Source organism: Pseudomonas sp. UBA6562, assembly GCF_002434265.1.
Taxonomy (GTDB): Bacteria; Pseudomonadota; Gammaproteobacteria; order Pseudomonadales; family Pseudomonadaceae; genus Aquipseudomonas.
The window spans coordinates 77830-93635 of sequence record NZ_DJJS01000003.1; the positions used below are offsets into that span (position 1 = coordinate 77830).

Annotated in this window: 15 protein-coding genes and 3 tRNA genes; 5 read left to right on the forward strand and 13 right to left on the reverse strand. The window is 62.6% G+C overall.

All coding sequences use genetic code 11. From position 1 onward, the window contains the following. Positions 1–87 precede the first annotated feature (87 nt). The 7 genes from clpP to B4M43_RS03095 form a co-directional block, all read right to left on the reverse strand. The gene (clpP, locus tag B4M43_RS03065) at positions 88–729 is read right to left on the reverse strand and encodes an ATP-dependent Clp endopeptidase proteolytic subunit ClpP (RefSeq protein ID WP_296264076.1); all 642 of its coding nucleotides are present in this window, start codon (positions 727–729) and stop codon (positions 88–90) included. Between the two features lie 91 nt (positions 730–820). Next, the gene (gene tig, locus B4M43_RS03070) at positions 821–2131 is read right to left on the reverse strand and encodes a trigger factor (protein WP_296264077.1); all 1311 of its coding nucleotides are present in this window, start codon (positions 2129–2131) and stop codon (positions 821–823) included. A 241-nt stretch (positions 2132–2372) separates the two neighbouring features. Further along, entirely contained in the window at positions 2373–2678 is a 306-nt protein-coding gene (locus B4M43_RS03075; protein ID WP_296264079.1) for a DUF6388 family protein, read from the reverse strand. A 234-nt stretch (positions 2679–2912) separates the two neighbouring features. Then, complete coding sequence (locus tag B4M43_RS03080) at positions 2913–3407, reverse strand: hypothetical protein (RefSeq protein WP_296264080.1); 495 nt, start codon at positions 3405–3407, stop codon at positions 2913–2915. A 397-nt stretch (positions 3408–3804) separates the two neighbouring features. Next, positions 3805–3889, reverse strand: a tRNA-Leu gene (locus B4M43_RS03085). A gap of 57 nt (positions 3890–3946) precedes the next feature. Continuing rightward, positions 3947–4022: transfer RNA gene (locus B4M43_RS03090), tRNA-His, on the reverse strand. Positions 4023–4089: 67 nt separating this feature from the next. After that, positions 4090–4166, reverse strand: a tRNA-Arg gene (locus B4M43_RS03095). Positions 4167–4453: 287 nt separating this feature from the next. Here B4M43_RS03095 and folD point away from each other — a divergent pair. From folD to B4M43_RS03115, 4 genes are all read left to right on the forward strand, one after another. Next, on the forward strand, positions 4454–5308 hold the full coding sequence (gene folD, locus B4M43_RS03100) for a bifunctional methylenetetrahydrofolate dehydrogenase/methenyltetrahydrofolate cyclohydrolase FolD (protein WP_296264082.1): 855 nt from the start codon (positions 4454–4456) through the stop codon (positions 5306–5308). A gap of 272 nt (positions 5309–5580) precedes the next feature. Next, on the forward strand, positions 5581–6882 hold the full coding sequence (locus B4M43_RS03105; protein WP_296264084.1) for a C4-dicarboxylate transporter DctA: 1302 nt from the start codon (positions 5581–5583) through the stop codon (positions 6880–6882). A gap of 76 nt (positions 6883–6958) precedes the next feature. After that, on the forward strand, positions 6959–7663 hold the full coding sequence (locus B4M43_RS03110) for a FadR/GntR family transcriptional regulator (protein ID WP_296264086.1): 705 nt from the start codon (positions 6959–6961) through the stop codon (positions 7661–7663). Between the two features lie 15 nt (positions 7664–7678). Then, positions 7679–8368 (forward strand): GntR family transcriptional regulator, encoded by a 690-nt coding sequence (locus B4M43_RS03115; protein WP_296264088.1) that lies wholly within the window; start codon positions 7679–7681, stop codon positions 8366–8368. A 63-nt stretch (positions 8369–8431) separates the two neighbouring features. Here the strand turns inward: B4M43_RS03115 and B4M43_RS03120 are convergent, their stop codons facing one another. The 5 genes from B4M43_RS03120 to B4M43_RS03140 all read right to left on the reverse strand — a co-directional run bounded on the left by B4M43_RS03120 (position 8432) and on the right by B4M43_RS03140 (position 12184). Then, a complete protein-coding gene (locus B4M43_RS03120) occupies positions 8432–9238 on the reverse strand; it encodes an OmpA family protein (protein WP_296264090.1) in 807 nt (268 codons plus the stop codon). Beyond that, entirely contained in the window at positions 9235–9588 is a 354-nt protein-coding gene (locus tag B4M43_RS03125) for a DUF4398 domain-containing protein (RefSeq protein WP_296264092.1), read from the reverse strand. The genes B4M43_RS03120 and B4M43_RS03125 overlap by 4 nt, the downstream gene beginning before the upstream one ends. Positions 9589–9598: 10 nt before the next feature. Next, the gene (locus B4M43_RS03130) at positions 9599–10420 is read right to left on the reverse strand and encodes a substrate-binding periplasmic protein (RefSeq protein WP_296264094.1); all 822 of its coding nucleotides are present in this window, start codon (positions 10418–10420) and stop codon (positions 9599–9601) included. An 85-nt stretch (positions 10421–10505) separates the two neighbouring features. Then, positions 10506–11435 (reverse strand): electron transfer flavoprotein subunit alpha/FixB family protein, encoded by a 930-nt coding sequence (locus B4M43_RS03135; protein WP_296264096.1) that lies wholly within the window; start codon positions 11433–11435, stop codon positions 10506–10508. After that, positions 11435–12184, reverse strand: a complete 750-nt coding sequence (locus B4M43_RS03140; RefSeq protein ID WP_296264098.1) for an electron transfer flavoprotein subunit beta/FixA family protein — start codon at positions 12182–12184, stop codon at positions 11435–11437. The genes B4M43_RS03135 and B4M43_RS03140 overlap by 1 nt, the downstream gene beginning before the upstream one ends. Before the next feature lie 540 nt (positions 12185–12724). On the opposite strand from B4M43_RS03140, the gene B4M43_RS03145 reads away from it, so the two are divergent. After that, complete coding sequence (locus tag B4M43_RS03145; protein ID WP_296264100.1) at positions 12725–14389, forward strand: electron transfer flavoprotein-ubiquinone oxidoreductase; 1665 nt, start codon at positions 12725–12727, stop codon at positions 14387–14389. A 67-nt stretch (positions 14390–14456) separates the two neighbouring features. Here the strand turns inward: B4M43_RS03145 and B4M43_RS03150 are convergent, their stop codons facing one another. Beyond that, complete coding sequence (locus tag B4M43_RS03150; RefSeq protein ID WP_296264102.1) at positions 14457–15767, reverse strand: MFS transporter; 1311 nt, start codon at positions 15765–15767, stop codon at positions 14457–14459. Positions 15768–15806: the final 39 nt, after the last annotated feature.

Genomic DNA, 15806 nt, shown 5'->3' on the forward strand with positions numbered 1-15806 from the left:
GGCTTGCAACACAAGATGAAGGCAATTGCGGTCTTTTTCAAGTCCACAGGCAGGCGCATGGAGCGCCTGCCTGCTCTGGCCCCCCGATCAGGAAACCAGTTGCCGCTTGTCGTACACCGAGTCGACCAGACCGTACTCGGCAGCGCGCGTGGCGCTCATGAAGTTGTCACGCTCGGTATCGCGCTTGATGGTTTCGAGATCCTGACCTGTGTGGTAGGCCAGCAACTCGTTCAAACGCGCCTTGATGCTGAGGATTTCCTGAGCATGGATCTCGATGTCGGTCGCCTGACCCTGGAAACCGCCCAGTGGCTGGTGAATCATGACACGCGAGTTCGGCAGGCAGTGACGCTTGCCCTTGGCACCAGCGGCCAACAGGAAAGCGCCCATGCTGCAGGCCTGGCCCATGCAGATGGTGGAAACGTCGGGCTTGACGAACTGCATCGTGTCGTAGATCGACATGCCTGCCGTCACCGAACCGCCCGGCGAGTTGATGTAGAGATGGATATCCTTGTCAGGGTTTTCCGCTTCGAGGAACAGCATTTGCGCCACGACCAGATTGGCCATGTAGTCCTCGACGGGACCCACCAGGAAGATCACCCGCTCCTTCAAAAGGCGCGAGTAGATGTCATAGGCACGCTCGCCACGGGCGGACTGCTCGATAACCATCGGGACCAAGCCACCGGCGGCTTGGATGTCAGAGCTCTGCTGAATATAAGAATTGCGGGACATGTCCTGCACTCACTCCCAAATAGTCATGGCTTGAATACGCACAAGCCAGCGCGAAGGCTGGCTTGTGGGGGTTTCTTACGAACGGGCCGTATTACTCAGCGGCAGGTGCCTGCGCTGGTTTTACCGCTTCTTCGTACGAGACCGACTTGTCGGTCACAGTCGCTTTCTGCAGGACAGTATCTACAACTTGCTCTTCCAGCACAACCGAGCGCACTTCGTTCATCTGCTGCTCGTTCTTGTTGTACCAAGCGATGACTTGCTCAGGCTCCTGGTAGGCCGAGGCCATCTCTTCGATCATTTCGCTGACTTTGGCGGCGTCCGGCTTGAGGTCGAACTGCTTGACCACTTCGGCGATGATCAAGCCCAGTGCCACGCGGCGCTTGGCTTGCTCTTCGAACAGCTCGGCCGGCAGTTGGTCTGGCTTGATGTTGCCACCGAACTGCTGAACCGCTTGCACACGCAGACGGTTGACTTCGTCTTCCAGCAGCGCTTTGGGTACATCGATCGGGTTGGCAGCCAGCAGGCCGTCCATGACCTGGGTCTTGACCTTGGCCTTGATCGCCTGACGCAGTTCACGCTCCATGTTCTTGCGAACTTCGGTGCGGAAACCTTCCAACGACGATTCCTTGATGCCGAACTGGGCGAAGAACGCTTCGTTCAGCTCAGGCAGCTGCGGAGCGGCCACGGCGTTGACGGTGATGGTGAACTCGGCAGCCTTGTTGGCCAGGTCGAGGTTCTGGTAGTCCTCTGGGAAGGTCACGTTGACGACGCGCTCTTCACCGGCTTTGGCGCCTACCAGGCCATCTTCGAAGCCTGGGATCATACGGCCCGAGCCCAGCACCAGCTGGGTGCCCTTGGCCGAACCGCCTTGGAATTCTTCACCGTCGATCTTGCCGACGAAGTCGATGGTGACCTGATCGTCGTTCTGCGCTTCGCGCTCGACCGCTTCGAAACGCACATTCTGCTTGCGCAGCACTTCCAGCATGTTGTCCAGATCGGCGTCGGCCACTTCGGCGCTCAGGCGCTCGACGTTGATCGACTCCAGACCGGCCACGGTGAACTCCGGGTAGACTTCGAACGTGGCGACGAACTCGAGGTCACCACCCTTCTCGAACGACTTCGGCTCTACCGAAGGCGCGCCAGCAGGGTTCAGCTTCTGCTCGGTGAGGGCTTCGTAGAAGGCCGACTGGACCAGCTGACCGAAAGCCTCTTCACGAGCGGAACCCTCGTAGCGTTGACGGATGACGCTCATTGGCACTTTGCCAGGGCGGAAGCCTGGGACCTTGGCGCGCTTGGCAGTCTGCTGCAGACGCTTGTTGACTTCGTTCTCGACGCGCTCGGCCGGAACGGCGATGGTCATGCGGCGCTCGAGAGCAGAAGTGTTTTCAACAGAAACTTGCATGGATATTCCTCGTTGCACAGACGTTAGCCGGCGATAGCCCGACTCCAGAATCAAGGGCGAACATTCTAGTGACTCATGCGCTAGAAGTCACCCCACTCCAGACGACGGAAACAAGCGCCGAATGTTTTCTCGACAAAGGCCTGACACCCCAGCGTCAGGCCCACCTGAACCTCAGCATGCGGCGCATTGCAGCCCCACACCCGTACATTGCGTAGACATACCTTGCCAACGCTCCCAACCCTCAGGGCGCGGTGGGATCGAGCTCGTTGAAATGGCAGTACTCTTCCCACTCCAGGCCTAGCGCCTCAGCCACTTCCCGATGGGTTTCCAGGCGCATGCTGGCCAATGCTTCGGGCGAATCGGCGACCAATTGCAACGCCAACTCCCAGGCTTGCAGGCCCTGGGCCTGGGCTTCATCCTCGAACGCCCACTGAATTTGCTGGGCCTGCTCACGCGCATCCAGGGCAGCGATCTCTTCGAGCAATTGCGGATTGGCTTCGGCGAAGCGCTGCAGCGCTACGGTCTGACGGTCTTCCTTGGCAATCATGGAGCGTTCCTCTGCCAGTGAGATGGGCGCGCTGTGCGTCGAGCTCATCGATAAAGGAACGAGCGCAGCTTGTTAGCCGACGAAGATTGGGGTGGATTTGCGGGAATTCAAGGGCTGACGAGCCGCGCTTTCTATATAGAAAGAAGGATGCGATGAAACAGCCTGTAAGGTATGCACGACCAGCAGTCGACGCCACAATCTTTTACGGCAGACTGCCCACTGGCCACGGCCCGTCTAACGCATCACGACGTTCACTTGATAGCCCTGGTCATTCGGCCAATCTTCGCGAACCACCTCTACCGAGCCCTTCCCTACGCGCTCGATCCCAGGCTGCCCGCCTTCGATCAACGCCGCAGCGGCGCCCGAAAGGCTGGCGCCAAGCGCACGCTGCGCCAGCTTTTGTGCAGCCGCCACAAGTGCCGCCGTGCCGGATGATGCATCCGTGGGTTGGTTGTAATCCATGGCCAGCCATACCTCGATCACAGCGTCGCCTGGGCCGGCAGCATAGTACGCCAGTTGATTCGCCATGCCCGCCGCAGCATTGCCGATGTCTTGGTATGCGCTGGCACAGCCCGACGAGCCATCGCCGTTCTCATCCCTCCACTCGCCAGCCTTCAAGCCTACGTCCTCTAGCAGCACGCACGCCCTCGAGGGTTCCGGGGTCAGGATTTCAGCGCATGCCGAGGAGGCAACGAAGAGCGACGCGACGACCAGCAATGCTTTTCTCAAGACAAGCTCCTTATTTAGGCCCTAACGACCAACCCTGATGCCTCATCGCAAGCGAGCCGGCGCTCAGGCCGCTCGCTACAGATCGGGCAGCACTCAACTGAGCATATGACAAAGCCGAAATCGAAGACTTTACGATGCACGCCTTATGGCACAGGCGAGCTGCACGCGAGCAGTACCTGGATTGCGCTTTTCGAGGAAATAAAGCCAGGCGCTTGCGCGATTACTCGATCGTGACCATAACGGCACGATGGATGCACTAAGGATGGAAAGCTAGAGGACGCGTACTAAAGAGGCAAAGCAGACCCGTAACACCCAGTGTCACGTTTGCTTGCAAAATAACGCAGAAAACCAAGGAGGAGCGCCGTTAAGGCGACTCATAACCCCTTGATTTAGAAGATGGTGCGGACGAAGAGACTCGAACTCTTACAGCTTGCGCCGCTGGAACCTAAATCCAGTGTGTCTACCAATTCCACCACGTCCGCATGCAACAGGTATAACAAAGGCGCCGGATTATGCAATCGAGGCGCCTTCGAAGAATATGGGGTGGACGATGGGAATCGAACCCACGACAACCGGAATCACAATCCGGCGCTCTACCAACTGAGCTACGCCCACCATATTGCGGTGTTACGTTGAAACTTTAACGCTCTAAAACTTCACTTGCTTGCCAAAGCTGCCTTAGTGGCGCACCCGGCAGGACTCGAACCTGCGACCATCCGCTTAGAAGGCGGATGCTCTATCCAGCTGAGCTACGGGCGCATATTCAATCTGCTTTCTGATAGGATTGCAAATCAACTTTAGCCGTACCGAACAAGCCAACAAATCCGCTTATTCTGCCTGACCTTGCTAACCAGTGCTAGGCTCTGCCCGACAAGTGCGACGAATGTTATAGACGCACCCGAAAGTCGTCAACTGTTTTTTCAAAAAAAATTAGCCTATTTAAGGGCTTAGGGCATTTGCCCGACCACGCGCCTTTTGCCGCTGCCTTGTGTCGTGCGAGAATGCCGCCCCTCATATGTTCTCCTTTGATGGTTAAACACGCGTCTATGACTGCACACCTTATCGATGGCAAGGCGATCGCCGCCAACTTGCGCAAGCAGATCGCCCAACGTGTCGTTGAGCGCCGCCAGCAGGGCCTGCGCACGCCAGGCCTGGCGGTGATCCTGGTCGGCTCCGACCCCGCCTCCCAAGTCTATGTCTCGCACAAGCGCAAGGACTGCGAAGAGGTTGGCTTCATCTCCCAGGCGTTCGACCTGCCGGGCAGCACAAACCAGCAAGACCTCACTGCGCTGATCGACCGCCTCAACGATGACGCCAGCATCGACGGCATCCTGCTGCAGCTGCCGCTGCCGGCCCATCTGGATGCCTCGGTACTGCTCGAACGCATCCGTCCGGACAAAGACGTCGACGGCTTCCACCCCTACAATGTCGGCCGCTTGGCGCAACGCATTCCTCTGCTGCGTCCGTGCACCCCCAAAGGCATCATGACCCTGCTGGAAAGCACCGGTCAGAACCTCTATGGCATGAATGCCGTAATCGTCGGCGCGTCCAACATCGTTGGCCGCCCCATGGCCATGGAATTGTTGTTGGCCGGTTGCACCATCACCGTCTGCCACCGTTTCACCCAGGACCTGCCGGGCCATGTCGGCCGCGCCGACTTGCTGGTCGTGGCCGCAGGCAAAGCGGGCCTGGTCAAGGGCGAATGGATCAAACCTGGCGCCATCGTCATCGACGTCGGTATCAACCGGCAGGAAGACGGCCGCCTGGTGGGCGATGTGGTGTATGAAACCGCCCTGCCCCGCGCCGGCTGGATCACCCCGGTACCGGGTGGCGTAGGCCCGATGACCCGCGCCTGCCTGCTGGAAAACACGCTGTTCGCCGCCGAAGAGCTGCACAAGTAACCGGTAGCAACGCCCTGAAGAACGGCAGCGCCCTCGGGCCTGCCGTTTTTTTCGCCCTGGCAAAAGCGCTCGATCCCTTTTGCTAGAGCCGTCGGCCGAAAAAGGTCTCGCAACTGGTCAGACCGGTAATACTGAAACACCTTGCAATGCTGAAAAATTCGGGCGTAGAGTGGGCGCGCACTGGACAAACCGGTAAGACCACAATAATTAAGTCCGCGCTCACTGGCCCTTCACGACCCTGGAGCAAGGACACCGACCAAGAGACTTCCCCCATGCTCAAATGGTGCTCGCGCTCGATCTTCCTGCAAGTCGTGCTAGGCCTCGCCCTCGGCGTGATCTGCGGCCTCAGCTTCCCCGAAGTTTCCCTGCAACTCAAACCCCTGGGCGATGGCTTCATCAAGCTGATCAAGATGCTGATCGGCATCATCGTCTTCTGCGTGGTGGTCAGCGGCATTTCCGGCGCGGGCGACCTGAAGAAGGTCGGCCGCATCGGCCTGAAGTCGGTGATCTACTTCGAAGTGCTGACCACCCTGGCGCTGATCATCGGCCTGGTGTTCGCCTTCACCAGCGGCATCGGCACCGGCGCCAACATTCACCTGGACCAGCTGTCCAGTGCCGACGCCAACGGCCTAGCCGAGCGCGGCCAACACATCCATGGCACAGCCGCCTTCCTCATGGACCTGATCCCCACATCGGTGGTGGGCGCCTTCGCCGACAACAACATCCTTCAGGTGCTGCTGTTCTCGGTGCTGTTCGGCAGCGCCTTGAACCTGGTCGGCGAGCCGGCCTCGGGCATTTCCCGCCTGATCAACGAACTCAGCCATGTGGTGTTCCGCATCATGGGCATGATCGTGCGCCTGGCGCCGATCGGCGTGTTCGGCGCCATCGCCTTCACCACCAGCAAATACGGTCTGGAATCGCTGCAGCACCTGGGCGGTCTGGTGGCGCTGTTCTACCTGACCTGCGCGGGCTTCGTGCTGATCGTGCTGGGCACGGTGATGCGCGTGTCGGGGCTCAAGCTGATTCCGCTGATCAAGTACCTGCGCGAAGAGCTGACCATCGTGCTCGGCACCGCCTCGTCCGATGCCGTGCTGCCACAGATCATGCGTAAACTCGAGCACCTGGGCATCGGCAGCTCCACCGTAGGCCTGGTCATCCCCACCGGCTACTCGTTCAACCTCGATGGTTTCTCGATCTACCTGACCCTGGCGATCGTGTTCATCGCCAACGCCACCGGGACGCCGCTGGCCATGGCCGACCTGCTGACCATCCTGCTGGTATCGTTGGTGACCTCCAAAGGCGCCCACGGCATCCCAGGCTCGGCGCTGGTGATTCTCGCCGCCACCCTCACCGCGGTCCCGGCGATTCCCGTAGTGGGCCTGGTGCTGGTATTGGCGGTGGACTGGTTCATGGGCATCGGCCGCGCACTGACCAACCTGATCGGCAACTGTGTGGCCACCGTCGCCATCGCCCGCTGGGAGAAAGACATCGACCTGGAGCGCGCCAACAACGTGCTCGCCGGCAAACCCGGGTTCGCGCTGGCGGCCCGCAAGCCAGGCACCGCCCATCAATAGCACGACCGACAAAGCCGCCGGCGCCAAGCGCCGGCGTGCGAGGAGCCAAGATGCACCCACACCCGGAGAGTCACCTGTGATCAGCTCATCGACCGTGGTCAACGCTGTAGTGGAAAAACTGCGTCAGGCCCTGGCCCATGGCCAATGGCGCCGTGGCGAAATGCTGCCCGGCCAGCGCGAACTGGCAGAACAACTGGGGATCAGCCGACCGAGCCTGCGCGAAGCGGTGACGGTGCTCGAAACCCTGGGCCTGTTGCGCTCGATGCCGGGAAAAGGCGTACTGGTGCTGGACGTCGATGCCGGCGTGCTCAGCCAGGCAGGCGAACACGTCGCCGCGGCGAGCCTGGCCGATGTGCTGCAACTGCGCTACACCCTCGAGCCGTTCATCGTCGGGCTGGTGGCGCAATCGGCCAACAGCCAGGACATCGGCCAGTTGCGCCTGACCCTGATGGACATGCGCGAAGCGCTGGACGCCCAAGACAGCGAAGCCTGCGTTTCGGCCTATATCGCGTTTCACCAGGAACTGTTCGCGCTGACCACCAACCCGATCTTCCAGAGCGTGGTGCAGCAGACCAGCAATGCCCTCAAGCAGAGCGCCGACATGCTGCGCAAGTCGCCCGAGCACCTGGCCGCGCGGCTGACCGAGAACGAAGCGGTGGTGCGCGCCATCCGCGAGAAGAACAGCGCCCAGGCCAGCGCCCAGATGCGTCGACACATCCTTCAGGAAGGCCAGCGCATGGGCATCGAGCTGAACATACCGGACGACACCCCGTCCCCCTGACCTTGGAGAGCGACCATGCCCGCCTGTGCCCACGCCGCCCCCAGCCTGCCCACCCTGCTGCTGGGCAATGAGAAACGGCTGTCTGCCGAGCAGATCTACCCGCGGCTGTTCGATGCCATTCTCGAACAACGCCTGCCACCGGGCAGCCTGCTACCCGAGCAGGCCCTGAGCAATGCCTTCGGTGTCAGCCGTACGGTGATCCGCCGTGTGCTGGGTCGGCTGTCCGACCAGCAGGTGATCGTGCAGCGCCCCAGTCACACCGCGCTCCTGGCCGCGCCCGATCCGCAGCAGGCCCAGCAGGTGCTCAGCGCTCGGCGGCTGGCCGAAACCACGCTGATCGGCCTGGCCACCCAACGGGCCCAGCCTGCGCAGATCCGCCAACTGCGCCAGTTGGTGGAGCGCGAGCGTCAACACCACGAGCGCGGCGAACGCTGCGCGGCCATCCGCCTGGGCGGCGAATTTCACCTGAAGTTGGCGCAGATGGCCGACAACGCGCCTCTGGCGCGCTTTCTCAACGGCCTGGTGCCGATGACCTCATTGATCATCGCCCGCTACGAATCACCGTGCTGCGACCACTGCGCCTGGGAAGAACATGCCGCACTCATCGACGCCATCGAGCGTGGCGATGCCGACGCTGCGCTGGGGCTGATGCATGAGCATCTGGATCGCCTGCAAAACAAGCTCGACCTCGAACGGCGACATTGAGCTGCCGCTGTCGCCACCGCACGGCAAGCCTGCGGTGGCGACAGCGGTAAAGGACATCGACGCTCAACGCGCCGGAGCGAGGTTGCCCTTGGCGTCGGAAAAGACGATTTCCACCCGCCGGTTCTGTGCACGACCGCGCTCGGAGGCATTGGCCTCGACCGGGTACTGGTCGCCGTAACCCTGCACTTCGATGCGTCGCTCGTCGACCCCGAGGTCGACCAGCATGTCGGCCACCGCTTGGGCGCGATCGCGCGACAGCGTCAGGTTGTCTTCGCTCGGGCCGGTGCTGTCGGTATAGCCCTCGATGCGCACCACACGGCGCGGGTTGAGCTGCAGGAACTGCACCAGCTTGAGCACGGTGCGGCTGGCGGAGTTCTTCAGCTCCGCACGGCCGGTGTCGAACAGCACGTCGCTCAAGGTCATGACCAGGCCACGGCCATCTTGCTCGGAGGCCATGGCGGCGATCTGCGTTTCCAGCCATTTGCCCTGCTGCTGCACGCTGTCGAGCTTGGCTTCGCGCAGCGCCAATTGTAGCCGCTGACGTTCCAGGTCGAGCTTGGCGAGGCGTTCCTGGTTAAGCGCCAGACGGCTGTGCTCGCGGGCGATTTCACTGTAGCGCTGGCTAAGGTAGGCGTAATGGCGCACGTCGCTGCCAGTGCCGATATAGCTCGACAAGCGCTCGGCACGGCCCAGGGACTCTCCGGCGCGGATCACGTCGCGCGGTGCGCTGCGCAGCACGTCGGCATCGTCCTTGACCGCCTGGAAGGTGGCCGAAGCTTCGCCCAAGGCCTGTTCGCTGCGCTGGCTGGCGCAACCCTGCAAGCCCGCGGCGGCCACTACCGCCAGCAACATCGCCTGTGCGCGGCTCATGGTTGCACCGCCAATTGCTTGCGCAGTCGGTCGACGCGGGTCTGCACGGTGGCCAGTTGCGCTTCGCTCTTTTGCGTCAGCACCCGCGCCTCGGCCAGGCGTGCATCGAGCTCGGCCTGCTCGGCGCGCAGGCGCGCGTCGCGAAACTCTTGCGCCAGCATGTCGCCGCGGGCCCGTTCGAGTTTGTCCTGGGCGAGGGTGAACTCGGCGATTTCGTCGCTGGCGCCGACCGCTTTGGCCTGTTCCAGCGCTTGTTCGGACAAGCGCAGCTGTTCGATGGGTGCCGGATCGCTGGCGCAACCGGCCAGGCCAAGCACGGCCACGGCGAAGGTCAAAGTGGAAATTCTCAAACGACGGTTCCTACGGTTTGGGGGCATTCGGCACGGGCTGCATCTGCGTCTTCCAACGCTCGACATTGCGCTGCAGCACGGTTTCGGAAGCGCCAGAAATGGGCAATTCTGTCAGTTTTTTCGCCAGTTGTCCGCGCAACCACGGCTCGTTACAGGCCGAATTGTGTGACAGCGCCAAGTAAAGCCCTGGCCGGTCCACCGGCAATCCACGGGCCTCGATATCGTTACCCACGCCCAGGCTCTGGGCCATGGCCATGCCGGCGTAGTGGCCGGCCAGCACATAATCGACCTGGCCCAGCACCAGCTTCTGGAAAGCCTGGGTAAGGTTTTGCGAAGGCGTCAGCTTCAAATTGGCCTTGGCGAATGCCTCGAAGGCCGGCGTCAGGCGCGCCTTGGCCGAGACGCTGCCCTGATAAGGGGCCAGGTCGGCCACGCCTTCGTACACAAAGTCGGCATCGGTACGGGTCCAGACCCGGTACTCGTTCAGTTGCAGGGGCGGATGCACATAGTCCAGGGCGGTGAGCTGTTCGACGTGCAGCGGCGCGTCGAGCAGCAGGTCCATGCGGCCGCTGCGCACTTCTTCCAGGGCTTGTTCGCGCCGGCCCGCATGCAGCACCTGCACGCTGATGCCGAGCTCCTTGGCCGCTTGGCGCAGCAGGTCGACATTGGCGCCGATAAGATGCTGCGGGTCAGCCGGGTCTTGCCAGGCGTAAGGCGGCGCGTCGGGGCTGCCGGTCGCGACCAGGCGTTCGCACTTGCCGGCAGCCAGCGCCACAGGCGCGCACACCACCAACGCCAGAAGGCTGCCTTTCACCCTGCTCCTTACCGCCATGCACCGCTCCTGACCCGAAAAAAGCCCAAAAAAAGCCCGGCCCTCAAAGTGAGGGCCGGGCTTCTTTATAAGGGAAGCGGCTGGATCAGACCAGCTTTTCCAACTCGGGCAGCGCTTCGAACAGGTCGGCAGCCAAACCGTAGTCGGCGACCTGGAAGATCGGCGCTTCTTCGTCCTTGTTGATCGCGACGATCACCTTGGAGTCCTTCATGCCGGCCAGGTGCTGGATGGCACCGGAGATGCCTACGGCGATGTACAGCTGTGGCGCGACGATCTTGCCGGTCTGGCCGACCTGCATGTCGTTGGGCACATAACCCGCATCGACGGCCGCGCGCGAAGCGCCGACCGCTGCGCCGAGCTTGTCGGCCAGGCTGTACAGGTGCTTGAAGTTGTCACCGTTCTGCAGGCCACGGCCGCCGGAAATGACGATCTTGGCAGCCGTCAGCTCGGGGCGGTCGGACTTGGCCAGCTCTTCGCTGACGAACGACGACTTGCCGGCATCGTGCGCCGCCGAGACGGCCTCGACGCCCGCCGAACCGCCTTCGCTGGCGACCGGGTCGAAACCGGTGGTGCGCACGGTGATGACCTTGACCGACGCCGTGGACTGCACGGTGGCGATGGCGTTGCCGGCATAGATCGGACGCTTGAAGGTATCGGCCGACTCCACTGCGATGATCTCGGAGATCTGGTCGACGTCTAGCAATGCGGCGACCCGCGGCAGGATGTTCTTGCCGTTGGTGGTGGCCGGGGCCAGCACGTGGCTGTAGTTGGCCGCCAGTTCGACGATCAGCGGCGCGACGTTTTCCGGCAGGAAGTGGGCATAGGCGGTGTTGTCGGCCACCAGCACCTTGCCGACGCCGGCAATCTTGGCGGCCGCTTCGGCGAGGGTGCCGACGTTTTCGCCGGCCACCAGCAGGTGCACGTCGCCGCCGATCTTGCCGGCTGCGGCGAGGGTGTTCAGGGTCGCCGGGGCGATGACGCCGGCTTCATGTTCAGCGATAACCAGGATAGTCATTAGATTACCTTCGCCTCGTTCTTCAGTTTCTCGACCAGTTCGGCCACCGACTTGACCATGATGCCGGCGCCACGGGCCGCCGGCGCCTCGACCTTGACGGTCTTGGTGGTGGAGGTGATGGCGACGCCCAGCGCATCCGGAGTGACGGTTTCCAGCGGCTTCTTCTTGGCCTTCATGATGTTGGGCAGCGACGCATAGCGCGGCTCGTTCAGGCGCAGGTCGGTGGTGACCACGGCGGGCAGGTTCAGGGAAACGGTCTGCAGGCCGCCGTCGATCTCGCGGATGACGTTGAGCTTGTCGCCTTGCACTTCCACCTTGGAGGCGAAGGTGCCCTGGGCGAATCCGGTGAGCGCAGCCAGCATCTGACCGGTCTGGTTGTTGTCGCTGTCGATGGCCTGCTTGCCGAGGATCACCAGCTGCGGCTGTTCCTTGTCGACGATGGCCTTGAGCGTCTTGGCCACGGCCAGCGAGTTCAGCTCGTCGGCCACTTCGACCAGGATGGCGCGGTCGGCGCCCAGCGCCAACGCGGTACGCAATTGCTCCTGGGCCGCGGTCGGGCCGACGGCGACGGCGACGATCTCGGTGACCACGCCCTTCTCTTTCAGACGCACGGCTTCTTCCACGGCGATTTCGCAGAAGGGGTTCATGGACATCTTGACGTTTGCAAGGTCGACGCCGGAGTTGTCCGCCTTGACGCGAACCTTGACGTTGTAGTCGACCACTCGTTTGACAGCTACAAGAACCTTCATGGATTCCTCGTTACTCTCCGGTGAAAAGAATGTCGCTCGGGACCGGCCCGGCGAATGCGCGTGGGTACAAGGGCACCTCTGAAAAACGTTTCGGCGCCAGCGAAATCAAGCGTGACGCGGTCAGCGTGCGTGCAACGGCAGGACAAAACCCGCGGGTCATTTTCGGTGGTGGCGTGTAGACTTCACTACAACACGCTCGATGGCCGGAAAACCCTGCCTGGCGCCGGGTTTTTAGAGGTGCTCCTGCGCCTGACGGACAGCCCGCAGCGAGCGTAAAAGCGCTCGTATCTTGACTGCAACACCCCCTTCGGTCAATACGCCAAATCGGCCAGTTTCCAGCCCTGCCCCTATGTATTTACAGGGCTGCGGCAAATTCAAACAAACGTTTGTATTGGACCACCGAGGTGGTGTAGATATAATGCCGGCCACGACAAAACGATGTAGTCAGTCATTCCAGAAGCTACAGCCAAGATAGCTGCGGTCGATTGCATCGACACCCGACAAGCCCCGCGAAATGCCTTGATGAGTAGGAGAGAACCAGTGGAACGCGAATACATGGAATTCGACGTCGTCATCGTCGGCGCTGGCCCGGCGGGGCTGTCCGCCGCCTGCCGCCTGAAGCAGAAGGCCGCCGAAACCGGTAGCGAAATCAGCGTCTGCGTGGTCGAGAAAGGCTCCGAGGTCGGTGCCCACATTCTCTCCGGCGCGGTCTTCGAACCGCGGGCGCTCGAAGAGCTGTTCCCCGACTGGCAGGCCCTGGGCGCGCCACTCAACACCGCCGTCAAGCGCGATGACATCTACGTGCTCAAAGACGCTGAAAACGCCATCAAGGTGCCTGACCTGTTCGTGCCCAAGACCATGCACAACCAGGGCAACTACATCATTTCCCTGGGCAACCTGTGCCGCTGGCTGGCGCAGCAGGCCGAGAACCTGGGCGTGGAGATCTACCCCGGCTTCGCCGCCCAGGAAGCGCTGATCGACGACAGCGGCGTGGTGCGCGGCATCGTCACCGGCGACCTGGGCGTCGACCGCGAAGGTCAACCCAAGGACGGCCTCTATACCCCCGGCATGGAACTGCGCGCCAAGTACACGTTGTTCGCCGAAGGCTGCCGCGGACACATCGGCAAGCAGCTGATCAAGCGCTTCGATCTGGCTAACGAATCCGACGTGCAACACTACGGCATCGGTCTCAAGGAAATCTGGGAGATCGACCCGAGCAAGCACCAGCAAGGCCTGGTGGTGCACACCGCCGGTTGGCCGCTGAACGTAGTGGCCAACGACAACACCGGTGGCTCGTTCCTCTACCACCTGGAAAACAACCAGGTAGTGGTCGGCCTGATCGTCGACCTGTCCTATGCCAACCCCTACCTCTCGCCGTTCGACGAGTTCCAGCGGCTCAAGCACCACCCGGTCATCAGCCAGTACCTCGAAGGCGGCAAGCGCATCAGCTACGGCGCACGTGCGCTGGCCAAGGGCGGTCTGAACTCGCTGCCCAAGATGGTCTTCGCCGGTGGCGCGCTGATCGGCTGCGACCTGGGCACCATGAACGTGGCCAAGATCAAGGGCAGCCACACGGCGATGAAATCGGGCATGCTCGCCGCCGACGCGGTGGCCCAAGCGCTGCTCGCCGGCGGTGAAGGCGGCGATGCGCTCACCGGTTACGTCGAGGCGTTCAAGGCCAGCTGGCTGTACGACGAGCTGTACGCCAGCCGCAACTTCGGCCCGGCCATGCACAAGTTCGGCCCATTGTTCGGCGCGGCCTTCAACTACGTCGAGCAGAACTGGTTCGCCGGCAAGCTGCCCTTCACCCTGCGCGACACCAAGCCGGACTATGCCTGCCTGAAGCTCGCCGCCGAATCGACGAAGATCGACTACCCCAAGCCCGACGGCAAGCTCAGCTTCGACAAGCTCAGCTCGGTGTTCATTTCTGGCACCAACCACGAGGAAGAGCAACCCTGCCACCTCAAGCTGACCGACCCGAACATCCCCATCGCCAGCAACCTGCCGCTGTACGACGAACCCGCGCAGCGCTACTGCCCGGCCGGGGTGTACGAGGTGGTGACCCAGGAAGACGGCAGCAAGCGCTTCCAGATCAACGCGCAGAACTGCGTACACTGCAAAACCTGCGACATCAAGGACCCGGCGCAGAACATCACCTGGGTGACGCCCGAAGGGGCCGGTGGGCCGACCTACCCGAACATGTAACCCACCCCGCAATTGAAAAACCCCCGCCTTTCGGTCGGGGGTTTTTCGTATCGGCCGCCTGACCCGCTCAGGCCGAGGCGCAGTCCGTGGCGAAGCGCAGTGGCTGACGGTCGGCGAAATACAGCGCCGTCGCCACCCCTACCGCCCCCATCACCGCACAGAACCCCACACCGACCCACGGGCTCCACGGCATCAGGGCGATCAACGCCAGGGGCGTGGTGCTGGCCCACAGCGCGTAGCTGAGGTTGTAGGTGAAGGAGATGCCGGACACGCGGATCGCGGTCGGAAACAGGCCGACCATCACCGACGGCACCACCCCCACCACCCCGCACGACAGGCCCGCCAGCGCATAGCCCAGCCATAGCGGCCCCCACTGCCCCACCAGGCTCGCATACAGGCCGCCGATACCCAACGGCAACAACAGGCTGTAGATCGCCAGCGCGCGCCAGGCACCGATGCGGTCCACCAGCAGGCCGGCCAGCACGCAGCCGAGGTTCAGGAAAACGATGCCGACGCTGCTCAAGGCGAAGGTCTCGCCCGCGCCGATGGCGAAGCTCTTCTGCATCACCGTGGGCGTGACCACCACCAGCACGACCACCGCAGAGGTCAGCACGCAGGTCAGCAGCGCGGCGGGAATCAACGCCCGGCGGTGCTCGCTCAACACCTGGCGCAGCGGAAAGGCTACCGGAGCGGCGTTGCGCGCGCGCAGGGCGAGAAACACCGGCGTCTCGCTCAGCCAGCGGCGCAGCCACAACCCCAGCACGCCGAACAGCCCGCCGAGCAGGAAGGGATAGCGCCAGGCATGGTCGAGAATCTGCTCCGGGCTGTAGAGCCTGGCCAGCAGCGTGGCCACCAGCGCCCCCAGCAGGTAGCCGAAGGTCAGCCCGGCCTGGAGGAAGCCCAAGGCATAGCCGCGCCGCCGCGCTGGGGCATGCTCGGCGACGAAGGTCCAGGCGCTGGGCACCTCGCCGCCCACGGCGGCGCCTTGCAGCACGCGCAGGGCGAGCAGCAGCAGCGGCGCGGCGTAGCCGATGTCGGCGTAGGTCGGCAGCAGCCCGATCAGCAGGCACGGCAGGGCCATCAGCAGGATGCTCAGGTTGAACATGCGCTTGCGCCCGAGATGATCGGCGAAATGCGCCATCAGGATGCCGCCCAGGGGCCGTGCCAGGTAGCCGGTGACGAAGATGCCGAAGCTTTGCAGCAGGCGCAGCCATTCGGGCATGTCCGGCGGGAAGAACAGCTGGCTGAGGGTCAGGGCGAAGAACACGAAGATGATGAAGTCGTAGATCTCCAGCGCGCCACCCAGGGCAGCCAGGCCTAAAGTGCGGTGATCGCCGCGGTTCAAAAACGCCGCACGGGCGGGAGCAGTGGCAGACATGGGCCGGATTCCGCGGTTCGACAAAGCGCAGCAGGATAG